At 75.1% G+C, this 15,454-nt stretch carries 9 protein-coding genes; 1 reads left to right on the top strand and 8 read right to left on the bottom strand.

The features are described 5' to 3' along the window. Nucleotides 1–255: 255 nt before the first annotated feature. A complete protein-coding gene (locus OG715_RS10600; RefSeq protein WP_266275230.1) occupies nt 256–1,065 on the bottom strand; it encodes a TrmH family RNA methyltransferase in 810 nt (269 codons plus the stop codon). A 98-nt stretch (nt 1,066–1,163) separates the two neighbouring features. On the opposite strand from OG715_RS10600, the gene OG715_RS10605 reads away from it, so the two are divergent. After that, the gene (locus OG715_RS10605; RefSeq protein ID WP_266275228.1) at nt 1,164–3,935 is read left to right on the top strand and encodes a SpoIIE family protein phosphatase; all 2,772 of its coding nucleotides are present in this window, start codon (nt 1,164–1,166) and stop codon (nt 3,933–3,935) included. Between the two features lie 221 nt (nt 3,936–4,156). Here the strand turns inward: OG715_RS10605 and cobA are convergent, their stop codons facing one another. The 7 genes from cobA to OG715_RS10640 form a co-directional block, all read right to left on the bottom strand. Beyond that, nucleotides 4,157–5,440: a uroporphyrinogen-III C-methyltransferase gene (gene cobA, locus OG715_RS10610; RefSeq protein ID WP_266275226.1), complete on the bottom strand. Its 1,284-nt coding sequence runs from the start codon at nt 5,438–5,440 to the stop codon at nt 4,157–4,159. A 100-nt stretch (nt 5,441–5,540) separates the two neighbouring features. Continuing rightward, a complete protein-coding gene (cobT, locus tag OG715_RS10615) occupies nt 5,541–9,278 on the bottom strand; it encodes a nicotinate-nucleotide--dimethylbenzimidazole phosphoribosyltransferase (protein WP_266275224.1) in 3,738 nt (1,245 codons plus the stop codon). A 591-nt stretch (nt 9,279–9,869) separates the two neighbouring features. Next, nucleotides 9,870–11,189 (bottom strand): precorrin-6y C5,15-methyltransferase (decarboxylating) subunit CbiE, encoded by a 1,320-nt coding sequence (cbiE, locus tag OG715_RS10620; protein WP_266275222.1) that lies wholly within the window; start codon nt 11,187–11,189, stop codon nt 9,870–9,872. A gap of 226 nt (nt 11,190–11,415) precedes the next feature. Then, entirely contained in the window at nt 11,416–12,180 is a 765-nt protein-coding gene (locus OG715_RS10625; RefSeq protein WP_323182265.1) for a GNAT family N-acetyltransferase, read from the bottom strand. Between the two features lie 208 nt (nt 12,181–12,388). Further along, complete coding sequence (locus OG715_RS10630; RefSeq protein WP_266275220.1) at nt 12,389–13,216, bottom strand: MetQ/NlpA family ABC transporter substrate-binding protein; 828 nt, start codon at nt 13,214–13,216, stop codon at nt 12,389–12,391. A gap of 106 nt (nt 13,217–13,322) precedes the next feature. Beyond that, nucleotides 13,323–14,042, bottom strand: a complete 720-nt coding sequence (locus OG715_RS10635) for a methionine ABC transporter permease (RefSeq protein WP_030395997.1) — start codon at nt 14,040–14,042, stop codon at nt 13,323–13,325. Further along, nucleotides 14,039–15,064 carry a methionine ABC transporter ATP-binding protein gene (locus OG715_RS10640; RefSeq protein ID WP_266275218.1) on the bottom strand — a complete coding sequence of 342 codons (1,026 nt, stop codon included), beginning with the start codon at nt 15,062–15,064 and terminating at the stop codon, nt 14,039–14,041. Before OG715_RS10640 ends, OG715_RS10635 begins: the two co-directional genes overlap by 4 nt. Nucleotides 15,065–15,454 lie beyond the last annotated feature (390 nt).

Consider the following 15,454-nt stretch of genomic DNA (forward strand, 5'->3'; position numbering starts at 1 on the left):
CTCCGGGGAGCCTCCGGGGTCGGGAACGCCCGGGAGTGCCCGAGAGTCCGGAAGTGCCCGGAAGTGCCCGGGAGCGTCCGGGAGCAGGAAGTCGGCGGGTCCGACGTCCCGCGCGGGCGCGCTCCCGTCGGACCGACCGCCCCGTCGACGGGCCGTCCCGTCACGCAGCGTCCGGGTGCCCGCTTCCCTCCGTCGCGCGGGAAGTCGGACCGGCCGACTTCCCGCGCAGCCCCCGCCGGGGGCCGAGCGGTGGGGTCAGCGGGTGGCGGTGACGGCGTAGAAGGCCACGGCCGCAGCGGCGCCGACGTTCAGGGAGTCGATGCCGTGGGCCATCGGGATCCGGACGGCGTGGTCGGCGGCGGCCAGGGCCTGCCGGGTGAGGCCGTCGCCCTCCGCGCCGAGCATCAGCGCCGTCCTGGCACCGGCTTCGGGGACCAGCGAGGCCAGGTCCACGGCGGTCTCTGCCGGGGTGAGCGCGAGCAGCTCGAAGCCGGCGGCGCGCACCGTCCCCAGGGCGGCCGGCCAGGGCTCCAGCCGCGCGTACGGGACGGCGAACACCGCGCCCATCGAGACCTTGACCGCGCGCCGGTACAGCGGGTCGGCGCAGTCGGGCGAGAGCAGCACGGCGTCCATGCCGAGGGCGGCCGCGCTGCGGAAGATCGCGCCGAGGTTGGTGTGGTCGACCAGGCCCTCCAGGACGGCCACCCGGCGGGCACCCGCCAGCAGGTCGGCGGCGTCCGGCAGCGGCTGCCGCTCCATCGAGGCGAGCGCGCCGCGGTGGACGTGGTAGCCGGTGACGGCCTCGGCCAGGTCGGGTTCGACGACGTGCACCGGGGCGTCGGTCCCGGCGATGACGTCCGCCATCACGTCCAGCCACTTGGGGGTCAGCAGCATCGACCGCATCCGGTAGCCGGCCGCGAGGGCGCGGCGGACGACCTTCTCGCCCTCCGCGATGAACAGGCCCTCGGCGGGCTCGCGGCGGCGGCGGAGTTCGACGTCGGTCAGGCCGGTGTAGTCGGCGAGACGGGGGTCGGCGGGGTCGGTGATGGTGCTGGGTTCGGACACCCTGAGATCTTGCCAAGTCGGGCCGGGGAAGGCCAACCGGCCCAACGCTCGTCGCCGGTGGCCTTGGCCCGTCGGCTCGTGGAGTGCAAATATGACGTATGGCCCGTTTTTCGGGCCGATCCTGGGCTCCGTCGGACCCTGGTGCGACCGGTTCCGCTTCCGGCTCGCGATCCACCGGTACCGCCGCCGGCTCTCCCGGTGGGCGCCCACACGGTCGGCACCAGCACGCCCGCGCGGCCCGGCCCAAGCCGGGCCGGGTGCGCTCGGTGGCCGGTCAGGTCTTCGCGTTGCAGGTCGTGGTGGTGCTGTTGCTGGTGGTGGCCGCCGTGGTCGCGCTGGTGGTGCAGTCCCGCAACGACGCACGGCAGGAGGCCACCACCCGGTCCGTCGCCGTCGCCCAGACCTACGCCAACTCGCCCGGCATCGTCCAGGCGCTGCGTTCCCCCGACCCGAGCGCGGTCCTCCAGCCCTCGGCCCAGGCGGCGCGGATCAACGCGGGCGTGGACTTCATCGTCGTCCTCAGCACCGACGGCATCCGCTACACCCACCCGAACCCGGACCGGATCGGCCACAAGTTCGTCGGCGACTACCAGCCCGCGCTGTCCGGGCAGGTGGTGACCGAGGAGGTCGTCGGCACCATCGGGCCGCTGGTGCAGGCGATCGTGCCGGTGCGGGCGCCGGACGGGCAGATCGTCGGGATGGTGTCGGCGGGCATCACGATCGCCAATGTGAGCAGCGCCAGCGAGCGCCAGCTGCCGGTGGTGCTGGGCGCGGCGGCGGCCGCGCTCGGGCTGGCGACCGGTGGTTCGGCGCTGATCAGCCGGCGGCTGAAGCGGCAGACCCACGGCCTCGGGCCGACCGAGATGACCCGCATGTACGAGCACCACGCAGCGGTGCTGCACGCGGTGCGCGAGGGCGTGCTGATCCTCGGTGGTGACGGACGGCTGCTGCTCTGCAACGACGAGGCGCGCCGGCTGCTCGACCTGCCGCCCGACGCCGAGGGCCGTCCGCTCGCCGAGCTGGGCCTGGAACCGGCGCCGCTGGAGCTGCTGGCGGCCGGGCGGGCGGTCACCGACGAGGTGGTGATGGCCGGCGAGCGGCTGCTCGCGGTGAACGTGCGGCCCACGGACCGGGACGGCGGGCCGCCCGGTTCGGTGGCGACGCTGCGGGACTCCACCGAGCTGCTGGCGCTGACCGGGCGGGCCGAGGTGGCGCAGCGGCGGCTGCGGCTGCTGTACGACGCCGGGGTCACGGTGGGCAGCACGCTGGACGTGACCCGGACGGCGGAGGAGCTGGCCCAGGTGACGGTGGGCCGGTTCGCCGACATCGTCACCGTCGACCTCGCCGAGCAGGTGCTGGAGGGCGAGGAGCCGCCGGCCGGGGTGGCGCCGCTGCGGATGCGGCGGGCTGCGCTGTCGGCGGCGCGGGACGACCCGCCGTTCTACCCGGTGGGCACGGTGGTGGAGGTCGTGCCGGCGACGCCGCTCGCGGGCACGCTGAGCAGCGGGCTGCCCGGGGTGGAGCCCCGGCTGGCGGAGGCGCGGGCGTGGCGGGAGCAGGATCCCGAGGGCGCGGAGCGGGTGCTCGCCCACGGGGTGCACTCGCTGGTGCGGGTGCCGTTGAAGGCGCGCGGGGTACTGCTCGGGGTGGCGCGGTTCTGGCGGTCGGAGCGGGAGGAGCCGTTCGAGGAGGAGGACCTCGCGCTGGCCGAGGAGCTGGTCTCGCACGCCGCCGTCTGCATCGACAACGCGCGCCGGTACACCCGGGAGCACGCGATGGCGGTGACCCTGCAGCACAGTCTGCTGCCGCGCAGCCTGCCGGCGCAGAACGCGCTGGAGGTGGCACACCGGTACCTGCCGGCGCAGGCGGGGGTGGGCGGCGACTGGTTCGACGTGATCCCGCTGCCGGGCGCGCGGGTGGCGATGGTGGTCGGGGACGTGGTCGGGCACGGGCTGCACGCGGCCGCGACGATGGGGCGGCTGCGGACGGCGATCCACAACTTCTCGACGCTGGACCTGCCGCCGGACGAGCTGCTGGGGCACCTGGACGAGCTGGTGAACCGGATAGACCAGGAGGAGTCGGCGACCGGCGGGGCGGCGGCCGTGACGGGTGCGACCTGTCTGTATCTGATCTACGACCCGGTGTCGCGGCGGTGCACGCTGGCCAGTGCCGGGCATCCGCCGCCCGCGCTGGTGCGGCCGGACGGGACGGTGGTGTTCCCCGAGCTGCCGACCGGGCCGCCGCTGGGGCTCGCGGTGCTGCCGTTCGAGACGGTGGAGCTGGAGGTCGAGGAGGGCAGCCGGCTGGTGCTGTACACGGACGGGCTGGTCGAGGACCGTCAGCGGGACATCGACGTGGGGCTGGAGCTGCTGCGGGCGGCGCTGACCGGGCCGCCGCGCACTCCGGAGCAGACCTGCGCGGACGTGCTGGGGGCGCTGCTGCCGGTGCGGCCTCAGGACGACATCGCGCTGCTGGTGGCGCGGACCAGGGTGCTGCCGGCGGACCGGGTGGCGCAGTGGGAGGTGCCGGCGGACCCGGCGGCGGTGTCCGGGGTGCGGGCGGCGGTGGCGGAGCGGCTGGAGCAGTGGGGGCTGGAGGAGGCGGCGTTCGTCACCGAGCTGATCCTGAGCGAGCTGGTGACCAACGCGATCCGGTACGGCACCGGGCCGATCCGGGTGCGGCTGCTCCTCGACCGGTCGCTGATCTGCGAGGTGTCGGACGGGAGCAGTACGTCGCCGCATCTGCGGTACGCGGCCACCACCGACGAGGGCGGGCGCGGGCTCTTCCTGGTCGCGCAGTTCGCGGACCGGTGGGGGACGCGGTACACCGCCACGGGGAAGGTGATCTGGACGGAGCAGCCGTTGGAGTGAGGCGGGTGGTCCGGTGCCCTCCCCGCACTTTGCAAAGTGTGACTTTGCAAAGTGCGGGGAACGGCCACTCCTACGGCCCCGAGCTGCTGTTATGCCGTCGGCACTTTGCAAACAGCTGCTGTTTGCAAAGTGCCGACGGGGAGATCTCGGGGTGGGGAGGCCCTCGGGGGTGTGGCGGCCCTCAGGACTCCGGGGCGGCCCTCAGGACTCCGGGGCGGCCCTCAGGACTCCGGGGTGGCGAGGACGTTGACGACGTCGCCGACGACGATGACGGCCGGGGGCTTGATCCGCTCGGCCTCGACGGTGGCGGCGACGGTCGCCAGGGTGGCGTCGACCCGGCGCTGGGCGGCGGTGGTGCCCTCCTGGACGACGGCGACCGGGGTGTCGGCGGCCCGCCCGTCCCGGATCAGCCGGGCCGCGATGGCGCCGATCTTGTCGACGGCCATCAGCAGCACCAGCGTGCCGGTCATCCCGGCGAGCGCCTCCCAGTTGGTCAGCGAACGCTCGTCGTCCGGCCCCACGTGGCCCGAGACCACGGTGAACTCGTGGGTCATCCCCCGATGGGTGACCGGCACCCCGACCGCCGCCGGCACGCTGATCGAGCTGGAGATGCCCGGCACCACCGTGACCGGCAGCCCCGCCTCCACGCACGCCAGCAGCTCCTCGCCGCCGCGCCCGAACACGTACGGGTCGCCGCCTTTGAGCCGCACCACGAACTTGCCGGCCCTGGCGTGCTCGACCAGCGTCCGGTTGATCGCCTCCTGCGCCATGAAGCGCCCGTAAGGGATCTTCGAGGCGTCGATGACCTCGACGTGCTCCGGCAGCTCGGCGAGCAGCTCGCGCGGCGCCAGCCGGTCGGCCACCACCACGTCCGCGTCGGCGAGCAGCCGGCGGCCGCGCACCGTGATGAGGTCCGGGTCGCCCGGGCCGCCGCCGACCAGTGCCACCCCTGCGCCGCGGGCGCGGTACTGGCGGGCGGCGAGCGAACCGTCCCGCAGCCCCTCGACGATCGCGTCGCGCAGCGCGGCCGAGTGGCGCGGGTCCCCGGTGAGGACGGCCACGGTCGCCCCGGCGTCGCGTCCGCTGGCCGGCGTCCACGCGGTGGCGGCGGCGGCGTCGTCGCTGCGGGCGCAGAACACCCGCTCGCGCTCCGCCTCGGCGCTGACGGCGACATTCACCGCCGGGTCGTCGGTGGCGACCAGCGCGTACCAGGTGTCGGCGAGGTCGCCCTCCTGGTAGCGGCGCTCGTGCCAGGTCAGCTCGCCGGCGTCGGCCATCGCCTGCACGGCCGGGGTGGTGACCGGCGATATGAGGTGGACGTCGGCGCCGGTGGCGAGCAGCGCGGGCAGCCGCCGCTGGGCGACGTGGCCGCCGCCGACCACCACGACACGGCGGCCGGCGAGCAGCAGGCCGACCGGGTACGGGGTGCGAGCGCGGCCCTCGGTGCTGGGGTTGGGCCCCTCCTGCCCGTCGGCGGGCGAGGAGGGCGGGGTGGGCGCGGTCATCGGCGGTGCTCCTGGATCGGGTGAGGGTGTGGCTGGGTACGGCGCCGCTCCGCGCACCGGCGCGCCCTCGGGCCGGTGCACGGAGCGGTTCGGACGAGCGTCAGGCCTTCTCGGTGACCCCGGCGGAGTCGAAGGTGGCTACATCGTGCATCGCGCGGGCCGCACTCTGCACCAGCGGCAGGGCCAGCAGGGCGCCGGTGCCCTCGCCGAGGCGCAGGTCGAGGTCGATCAGCGGACGCAGTCCCAGCTTGGCCAGGGCGGCCTGGTGGCCGGGCTCGGCCGAGCGGTGGCCGGCGATGCAGGCGGCGAGCACCTCGGGCGCGATCGCCTTGGCGACGAGCGCGGCCGAACCGGCGATCACGCCGTCCAGGATCACCGGGGTGCGCAGGCTGGCCGCGCCGAGCAGGAAGCCGGCGAGGGCGGCGTGCTCCAGGCCGCCGACCGCGGCGAGCACGCCGATCGGGTCGGCCGGGTCGGGCTGGTGCAGGGCCAGTGCGGCGCGGACGACCTCGATCTTGCGGGTGTGGGTCGCGTCGTCGATGCCGGTGCCCCGGCCGGTGACCTCGGCCGGGTCCAGCCCGGTGAAGATCGAGATCAGGGCGGCGGAGGCGGTGGTGTTGGCGATGCCCATGTCGCCGGTGATCAGGGCCTTGTTGCCGGCGGCGACGAGGTCGCGGGCGGTCTCGATGCCGACCTCGAGGGCCTTGAGGGCCTCCTCGCGGGTCATCGCCGGGCCCTGGGTCATGTCGTCGGTGCCGGGCTTGACCTTGCGCGGCAGCAGGCCGGTGGTGCGGCCCTGCTGGATCGCGTCGGGCAGCTCGGAGGCCACGCCGACGTCGACGACGCAGACCTCGGTGCCGATCTGCTTGGCGAAGGCGTTGACCACCGCTCCCCCGGCGAGGAAGTTGCCCACCATCTGGGCGGTGACCTCCTGCGGCCAGGGGGTGACGCCCTGGGCGTGCACGCCGTGGTCGGCGGCGAAGACCGCGACGCAGGCGGGCTCCGGGATCGGCGGCGGGCACTTCCGGGACAGGCCGCTGAGCTGGGCGGAGATGATCTCCAGCATGCCGAGCGAGCCGGCCGGCTTGGTCATCCGCTTCTGCCGGTCCCAGGCCTCGCCGAGCGCCTTGGCGTCCAGCGGGCGGATGCCGCGCAGGGTCTCGGAGAGCACGCTGTGCGGCTCCTCGCCGGGCAGGGCGCGGTTGCCGTACTGCTCCTCGTGGACGACCCAGGACAGCGGGCGCTTCTTGGCCCAGCCCTGCTGCTGGAGCTCGGGCTCGTCCGGGAAGGCGTCGACGAAGCCGACGCACAGGTAGGCGACGACCTCCAGGTGCTCGGGCAGGCCGAGCTCGCGGACCAGCTCCTCCTCGTCGAAGAAGCTCACCCAGCCGACGCCGAGGCCCTCGGCGCGGGCGGCCAGCCAGAGGTTCTCGACCGCGAGGGCCGCCGAGTACGGGGCCATCTGCGGCTGGGTGTGCCGGCCCAGGGTGTGCCGGCCGCCCCGGGTGCGGTCGGCGGTGACGACGATGTTGACGGGCGTCTCGAGGATCGCCTCGATCTTGATTTCCTTGAACTGCTTCGCGCGGCCCTTGGGGAGCGAGTCGGCGAACGCCTCGCGCTGGCGCTCGGCCAGTTCGTGCATCTTGCGGCGGGTCTTGGCGGAGCGGATGACCACGAAGTCCCAGGGCTGCGAGTAGCCGACGCTGGGGGCGGTGTGGGCGGCCTCCAGGACGCGGATCAGCACCTCGTGCGGGATCGGGTCGGGGCGGAAGCCGTTGCGGATGTCGCGGCGCTCGCGGATCACCTGGTGGACGGCCTCGCGGCCGACCTCGTCGTAGCCGGGGGCGGCGGGGCCGCGCGGTTCGGCGGGCTCCTCGGGCTCCTCGGACTCCACGGCGGGCTCCTCGGCGTCGACGGGCTGCGCGACCTCGGCCGGCTGCTCGGCGTCCGCAGGTGCCTCGGCGGCGGCGGGCTCGACCGCTTCGGCGGGGACGGCCGGAGCGTCGGGGGCCTCGGCCGGGTCGGTGGACGCGGGGGCCCCGGCCGGCTCTGCGGGAGCGACCGGCTCGGTGACGGCGGTCGGCTCGGCCGCGGTGCCGTCCTCGGCCTGCGGGGCCTCGGCGGCCTCGGTCGCGGGCAGTTCGGCGGGCGCGTCGGCCGGCGGCGCGTCGACAGGCACGGCGTCCGTCGGCGGAGTGTCGGTCGGCACGGCGGGCAGTTCGACCGCAGGCTGCTCCTCGGCGGGGGCCTCGGCGGCAGCGGCGGGCAGCGGCTCGGCGGGAGCGGCGGAGACCGGCTCGGCCGGGACGTCCACCGGGACGGCGACGGGCTGGCCGGAGGGCATCTCACCGGTGCCTGCGGCGGTCTCGGCGGCCGCCTCCGGGGCCTGGGCCTCGGCCGGCACCTCGGCAGGGGCCTCGGCGGCGGCCGGCTCGGCCAGCCGGCCCGCGGGCGCCTCGGGCGCGGTGGCCGCGGCCTCGACCGCGGGCGCGGGCTGCTCCGCCGGGACCGGCTCGACGGCGACGGGCGCGGCGGGCCCGACGGCCTCGGGCTCCGACTGCGCGGCGGCGGCTGCCGGGTCGGCGACGGGCGCTATGGGGGCGGACTGCTCGGCCTCCGTCCCGACGGCGGCCGGGGCGGACTGCTCGACCAGCGGCTCGGCCGCGGCTTCGGCGACCGGCTCGACCTGCGGGAGGCCGTGCGGGGTCGGCGCGGCGAGGAAGGCGGAGATGCGGCGCGGCTGGCCGCCCCCGGCCTGTGCCTCGGCGGCGGCCTCGGCGGCAGCGGCGGGAACCTCGGCGGCGGAGCCCTCGGCCGGGGCCTCGACAGCGACGGCTACGGCGACCGGTTCGGCGACCGGCTCGACGGCGGCCGGCTCGGTGTTCCCGGGTGCCGCGGCGATCTCGACGGCGGCCTCGACGACGGCCTCCACGGGCGCCTCGACGACCGCCTCGGCCACGACCGGTGCCTCGACGGGAACGGCGACGGGCAGCACGACGGGAGGCTGCTGGACGGCGGCCTCGACCGGCTGCGGCGCGGGCACGGGCTGGACGGCGACGGGCACGGCCGCCGGCTCGGGCTGGACGGCCGCCGGTACCACCGGGATGCCGTGCGCGGGGGTGCTGCCGGTCGACGGGCCCCGGTCGGCCAGCGAGCGGACCGGGACCTGGCCGGTCATCAGCGACGGGTCCGGGATCGGCGGCCCGGCGTGCAGCGGCCTGCGCGGCGACTGAACGGCCGTCACCGGCTCGGGGCCCTGCTGCTGGGCCGGCACGGTCTGGTTGCCGTGGGCGGCCTGCGGCGCGAAGCCGTGGGGGGCGCCCGCCTGGTCGGCGGCGCCGAGCACGGGCGGCTCCAGCGGCGGCCAGGACGGCTCGACGGGGGTGCCGGGCGGGGCCTGCGGGTCGGTGGCCTGGTCGGCGGCGGGCGCCGTCGGCTCGCCCCAGGAGCCCTGCGGACCGGGCATCAGCAGGACGTCGTCCTCGTCGTCGAGGCCGTCCGGCTGGTCGACGAAGTGGAAGGTGGGGCGGGGGGCGGCGGCCCAGGCGTCACCGGCGGCGCCGGGCGTTCCGGGAGCGGGCACGGCGAATCCGGGCGCACCGAGCGGGCTGCCCGGTGCGGGGCTGCCCGGTGCCGGGACGCCCTGCACGGGTACTCCCTGCACGGGCACGGCCTGCGTCGGCACACCGTGGGCCGGCACGCCGGGGAGGGTGCCGTCCAGTGCGACGCCCTGCACGGGTGCGACAGCCGCGACGCCCTCCGGGCCGCCGAGCCGGTCGGGCCCGGCGAGCAGGTGCTCCGGCAGTCCCTCGTTCGGGACGTGGCCGCCATCGGTCATGTCAATGCTCCTTCCAGGCCGCTGCCGCGCCCTCGGCGACACGATCACCGACCGCAGCGCCCATCCGCACGGGCCGGGCCTGCACCGGCCCGCCCCTCAATCACACACGGCCGCCGCGCCGAGGCGCTGCGGCCGAAATCCTTCCGGCGCGCTGCGGCACCCCGGCCCGCGCGCCACCCGGTGGGGCGGCGCGTCATCTGAGACAACGACAAGCCGGGGCAACCGGCACGACCGCACCGGACCCTACGGCATTCTCCAGGTCCGGCGGGCGGCCCGTCGAATTGCCCACACTCCGAACCTCGTCGGTCGGCGCCATGTCAGAAAGGCACCGGACCCGACCGGATCGGGCGGGCTGTCGGACACCGCAGCCGTCCCGGACGCCACACTACCGGCCCGGGGACGCCGCCTCCCGAATCGGTGTCCGGATGCGACCTGGATCACCGTCCGGCCGGGCCGTGCGCCGGGCCGGGGCCCCTCGGGCGGACCGGAGGGCGCGGCCGGCGGGCCCGGCGGGCGGACCCGGGGAGCGGCCGGGGGTGCGTCGATCGGCACCGGCTCCCAGCGGGATCACCACCCGGCACCACCGGGCCTTCACGGTTTCTGCGCACCCCAGAGCAGGAAGGTGCCCGGGTCGCCCATGCCGAGCCGCAGACCCGGTCCGTCGGCGGCGGCCCCGGTCGGGGCGAGCAGTGGCGCGGACTGGAGCAGCGCGCCGTCGGCGCGGTAGCCGGCGCCGGCGATGACGCGGCGGACCTCCTCGGCCTCGGCGAGGGTGCGGGCTACGGCGACGATCCGTTCGGGGCGGCGGGAGAGCACGGCGCGCACGGCTTCCGGGCCGCCGGTCTCGATGACGGCGGCGTCGGGTTCGGGGAGTTCGCCGAGGACGTCGGGGCCCCGGCCGTGGACGATCTCGACCTCGACGCCGTAGCGGCGGGCGTTGACGGCGAGCCGGGCGCAGGCGGAGCGGTCGGCCTCGACGGCGACGACGGCCGCGCCGAAGCGGGCGGCGTCGACGGCGAGTGCGCCGCTGCCGGCGCCGACGGTCCAGACGAGGTCGCCGGGGCGGGCACCCAGGCGGGCGAGCACGAGCGCGCGGACGTGCGCCGGGAGCGTGTCGGACGCGCCGGGTGCGCCGGGGTCCGCGGGGGCGCCGGGTGCGGTGGGGTTTCGGCCGGTGCCGGTGTAGGTGTCGGTGGGCAGGGCCCAGCCCCGGTCCGGTCCCGGGTAGCCGACGGGGCGTCCGGCGAGCCAGCCGGCGGCCTCGCCGGCGGCGCCGTTCGCGGGTCCGCCGCCGGGGCCGCCGGCGCTGCTGCCGCCGATGACGAGGACGACGCTGGGGTCGCGCCAGATGTGGTCGGCGACGCGGTCGGAGGTGAGGACGGTGACGTCCTCGTCGGGGGTGCCGAGGGCTTCGCAGACGACGAAGGTGCGGTGGACGCCGCGGAGCATCAGGGCGAGTTCGGCGGGGCCGGCGCCGGGCGCGGTGAGGACGGCGACCTTGGGGTGGGCGCGGCAGAGGTTGGCGGCGCGGCGCAGCCGGCCGCCGTGCGCGCTGGCGACCTGGGCGTCCTCCCAGGGCATTCCGGCGCGGGCGAAGGCGGCGGCGACGGAGGAGACGGCGGGGAGGACTTCGAGTTCGAGGCCGTACTCGGGGCGGCGCAGGGTGCGGACGACGCCGAAGAAGCCGGGGTCCCCCTCGGCGATGACGACGGCGGCGCCGCGGTGCTGGGCGATCCGGCGGGCGGCGAGCTGGATGCTGCCGAGGGCGATGCGTTCGGCGGCGGGCGGCACCGGGAGGGCCTTGAGCTGGTAGGGGGCGCCGGCCACCAGGGTGGCTGCGGCGAGGGCCGCGGCGGCGGCCTCGGTGAGCGGTGTGCCGTCCCACCCGATGACCGTGATCCGGTCAGCCATCTGCGGCTGTTCTCCCTCGCCATCCGTGCGCCGACAGGCGGCGCCCGTGTGCGGCGCCGGTGGAAGGCTACCGGGTGTGATCCCCTCGGCGCGGACATCTCGTACACATGTCCGCGCCGACCGGCCCCGAAGGGCAGCCCGGCGGTCGCGCGGGCCGGTCGTGCGCGTTCTCGTTCGGGTCCTCGTGCGGGTCCTCGCGGGTCCTCGCGGGGTCCGGTCGCGCGGGTCAGTCGCGCAGCACGTAGCGGTGGCCGCCGGCCCAGGCGGGGGCGGCGGGCTCGGGGGTCTCCATGTCCTCGGGGAGCAGGCTCCACAGGATGAGGTCGCTGCGGCTCTCGCCGACGGGCGGACGGTCGGGGGCCCAGCGGTCGTGACCCGAGGGAGCGTGGTCCGGGAGGTCCCGGTTCGAGGAGCCGTGGTCCGGGCGGCCGTGGCCCCGGCGCTCCCCCGCCCCACCGGAGCCGGACCCGCCGGACTCACCGGACTCGCCGCGCACTATCCAGGCGCTGCGCAGGACGCCCTCGCTGATGCCGCCGATCTTCTGGGCGACCTGCTGGGCGGCGGTGTTCCCGGCGGCGGTGCGCAGTTCGAGGCGCAGGAAGCCCCGGTCCTCGAAGAGCCACTGGGCGACGCCGAGGACGGCCTCGGGGGCGTAGCCCTCGCCGCGGGCCCAGGCGGCGGTGACGAAGGAGATCTCGGTGGTGCGCAGCCGCCAGTCGGTGTGGCGGAGTTCGACCAGGCCGACCAGGCGCTGGGTGAGGTGTTCGGTGACGGCGAGGACGATGCCCCGGCCGGTGGCGCGGTGGGCGGGTGCGAGGGTGCGGGCCAGGTCGAGGGCGTGGGCCTCGGTGAAGGGGTGCGGGTGGTCGGTCCAGGCCAGGACGAGTTCGTCGGCCATCATGGCGGCCAGGCCGGGGGCGTCGTCCTCCGCAAGCGGGCGCAGCAGCAGCCGTTCGGTGCTGATGGCGGTCTCGGGGAAGCTCGCTGCCATGCCGTCTCTCCTCGCCGGGTCGTGGACACACCGTACGCCTCGCCGGTACCGGGTGGTCACGCGGTGCTCGGACCGGACGACGGTACGTCAGAAATGGGTCTGTCGGACCGTCACTGGTGCATACTGCCCGACCGGGCCCCCGCCTGGTTGCGGCGGGGGCCCGGTCGGTGGTCCGGCGGGACGGGTCGGGAGCGGTCGGCCCGGGGGATCAGAACGCCGGGATGACGGAGCCCTGGAAGGTGTCGTCGATGAACTTCTTGACCTCGGCGGAGTGCAGCAGCTCGGCGAGCTTCTTCACCCGCGGGTCGTTCTCCTTGCCCTTCTTGACGGCGAGGATGTTGGCGTAGGGGTTGCCCTCGGCCTTCTCCAGCACGATCGCGTCGGTGGCGGGCTTGAGGCCCGAGTCGAGCGCGTAGTTGCCGTTGATGACGGCGGCGTCGAGGTCGGCGATGGAGCGGGGCAGCTGGGCGGCCTCCAGCTCCTTCCACTTGAAGTTCTTCGGGTTGCCCGTGACGTCGGCGGGGGTGGCGGCGGTGCCGGCCCCGTCCTTGAGGGTGATGAGCTTGTTGTCGGCGAGCAGCTTGAGCGCGCGGCCCTCGTTGGTGGCGTCGTTGGGCAGGCCGATGGTGGCGCCGTCCGGCAGCTCGGCGATCGCCTTGACCTTCTTGGAGTAGACGCCCAGCGGCTCCAGGTGCACGGCCTCGACGGAGACGATGTCGGTGCCGCGCTTCTTGTTGAAGTCCTCCAGGTACGGCACGTGCTGGAAGTAGTTGGCGTCGGCCGAGCCGTCCTGCACCGCCGTGTTGGGGGTCACGTAGTCGGTGACCTCCTTGACGTTGAGCTTGAGGCCGGCCTTGTCCGCGAGGTTGTCCTTGACGTACTTGAGGATCTGGCCGTGCGGGGTGGGGCTGGCGACGACGGTGAGCGGCGCGTTCGCGTCCGAGGAGGACGAGTCGCCGTTGCTGCCGCAGGCGGCCAGGGAGAGGGCGATGCCGGCGGTGGCGAGGACGCTGGTGAACTTCAGGGCGTTGCGCACGAAAAGTGCCTTTCTGCGTATTGCGGGGAGCCGCGTCCGGTTTTCGGACGGGGAAGTCTGGGAGGTGCCGGGACCGGGGGTGCCGGGGTCCGGGCGGCGGGGAGCGCTAGGAGGCGACGAGGTCGGTGTCGGCGCGGGGGCGCAGCAGCCTGGTCCGGCCGCCGCCGCGGCCCCGGTTGGCGAGCCGTCGCACGGCGTAGTCGCCGGCCAGCTGGATCACGGTGACGATGATCGCGATCTCGGCGACGATGACCCACATGAAGGCGGTCTCGAAGCGCAGGTAGCCGTAGCGGTAGGCGAGGTCGCCGAGGCCGCCGCCGCCGACGGTGCCGGCCATCGCGGAGTAGCCGATGAGCGCGATGACGGTGGTGGTGACGGAGGCGACGATGCCGGGGAGGGCTTCGGGGACGAGCGTCTTGCGGACCAGGGTCCAGGTGTTGCCGCCCATCGCCTGGACGGCTTCGACGAGGCCGCGGTCGACCTCGCGGACGTTGGTCTCCACGAGTCGGGCGAAGAAGGGGATGGCGCCGACGGTCAGCGGGACGGTGGCGGCCTGCCAGCCGAGGGAGCTGCCGACCAGCCAGCGGGTGAAGGAGAACAGCGCGATCATCAGGATGATGAACGGCAGTGAGCGGGCGAGGTTCACGACCGCGCCGAGCACCTTGTTGACGGGCTGGTTCTGGAGGGCGCCGCCCTTGGCGGTGAGGACGAGCAGCACGCCGAGCGGGAGTCCGAGGACGACGGTGCAGACGGTCGACACTCCGACCATCTGGAGGGTCTCCCAGGTGGCGGGCCACATCAGTTCCTGCATCTGGTCCCAGGTCATGCCACCGCTCCGTTCGCCGTTTCGATCACGTCCACCTGGAGGCCCTGCTCGCGCAGGAAGCCGATGGGCACGACGTTGTCGTGCCGGGATCCGGGCAGTTCGACGCGCATCCGGCCGACCATGCGGCCGGCGATGGTCTCGACGGCGGCGCCGAGGATGTTGATGTCGATCTGGTAGGTGCGGGCCAGCTGGGAGACGAAGGGCTGGGCGGGGGCGTCGCCCTGGAAGGTGATCTCCAGCACGGTGGCGCCGGGGTGTCCGGTGCCGAATTCGCTGAGCGGGAAGAGTTCGCGGGCGAGTTCGGAGCCGGGCCGGGCGAGCAGGTCGGTGAGCGCCCCGGATTCGACCACCCGGCCGCCGCGCATCAGGGCGGCGGAGTCGCAGACGGACTTGATGACGTCCATCTCGTGGGTGATGAGCAGGACGGTGAGGCCGAGCTGTTCGTTGAGGTCGCGCAGCAGCTTGAGGATGGAGCGCGTGGTCTCGGGGTCGAGCGCGGAGGTGGCCTCGTCGGAGAGCAGCACCTTGGGGTCGCCGGCGAGGGCGCGGGCGATGCCGACGCGCTGCTTCTGGCCTCCGGAGAGCTGGCCGGGGTAGTTGCGGGCCTTGTCGGTGAGGCCGACGAGGTCGAGCAGTTCGGCGGCCTTGCGGCGGCGCTGGGTGCGGTCCAGTCCGATGATCTCCAGCGGGAGTTCGACGTTCTGCTGGACGGTGCGGGAGGACAGCAGGTTGAAGTGCTGGAAGACCATGCCGATGCGGCGGCGGGCTTCGCGGAGGTCCTTGCCGGCGCGGTTCTCGCCGCCGGTGAGGGCGGTGAGTTCGACGCCGTCCACGGTGACGGTGCCGGAGCTGGGGCGCTCCAGCATGTTGACGCAGCGGATGAGGGTGGACTTGCCGGCGCCGCTGGTGCCGACGACTCCGTAGACCTCGCCGGGGCGGACGTGGAGGTCGACGCCCGCGAGGGCGGTCACCTCGCGGCCGCGGGATCGGTAGACCTTGGTGAGGTCCGTGGTGGTGATCACAGCTGCTTCCGTGGGTCGGGGGCGGGCGGCGTGCGGAGGTCGCACCGCCGTGCGGTCGGCGACGGGAACGGCGTCGCGCCGGGGGGATCCGGACCTGCCACCCCTTGATCGTCGCCGCTGGGCGGCCGGGCCGCGCGACGGCGTGGCCCTTACGAGTCAGTGGACCGCCCGAGGGTGTGCGGGCAGGCCGAAGAAGGGGGGTACGGCAGGAAGGGCGCGTCCGCACGGACGGGAACGACGCCGGGGTTCTCGCTTCGGGGCGCGAGGAGAGGCACTCTCAGCGGGTGCCGTGGGCGGTGGCCCTCAGCGGTGACACATTCGACGGCACATGGCGCTCTCACCTGCCGGCGGGGTGCCGGTGGGGGTCCATTTCGTCGTCGCAGTCATGTG

This window comes from Kitasatospora purpeofusca (assembly GCF_036010405.1).
In the GTDB taxonomy this organism is placed as follows: Bacteria; Actinomycetota; Actinomycetes; order Streptomycetales; family Streptomycetaceae; genus Kitasatospora; species Kitasatospora purpeofusca.

Excerpts from the sequence above, each read along its gene's own strand:
- OG715_RS10635 (WP_030395997.1), bottom strand. The coding sequence starts at position 14,042 with ATGACCTGGGACCAGATGCAGGAACTGATGTGGCCCGCCACCTGGGAG.
- cobA (WP_266275226.1), bottom strand. The coding sequence starts at position 5,440 with ATGACCGCGCCCACCCCGCCCTCCTCGCCCGCCGACGGGCAGGAGGGG.
- OG715_RS10605 (WP_266275228.1), top strand. The coding sequence starts at position 1,164 with ATGGCCCGTTTTTCGGGCCGATCCTGGGCTCCGTCGGACCCTGGTGCG.
- cbiE (WP_266275222.1), bottom strand. The coding sequence starts at position 11,189 with ATGGCTGACCGGATCACGGTCATCGGGTGGGACGGCACACCGCTCACC.
- cobT (WP_266275224.1), bottom strand. The coding sequence starts at position 9,278 with ATGACCGATGGCGGCCACGTCCCGAACGAGGGACTGCCGGAGCACCTG.
- OG715_RS10625 (WP_323182265.1), bottom strand. The coding sequence starts at position 12,180 with ATGGCAGCGAGCTTCCCCGAGACCGCCATCAGCACCGAACGGCTGCTG.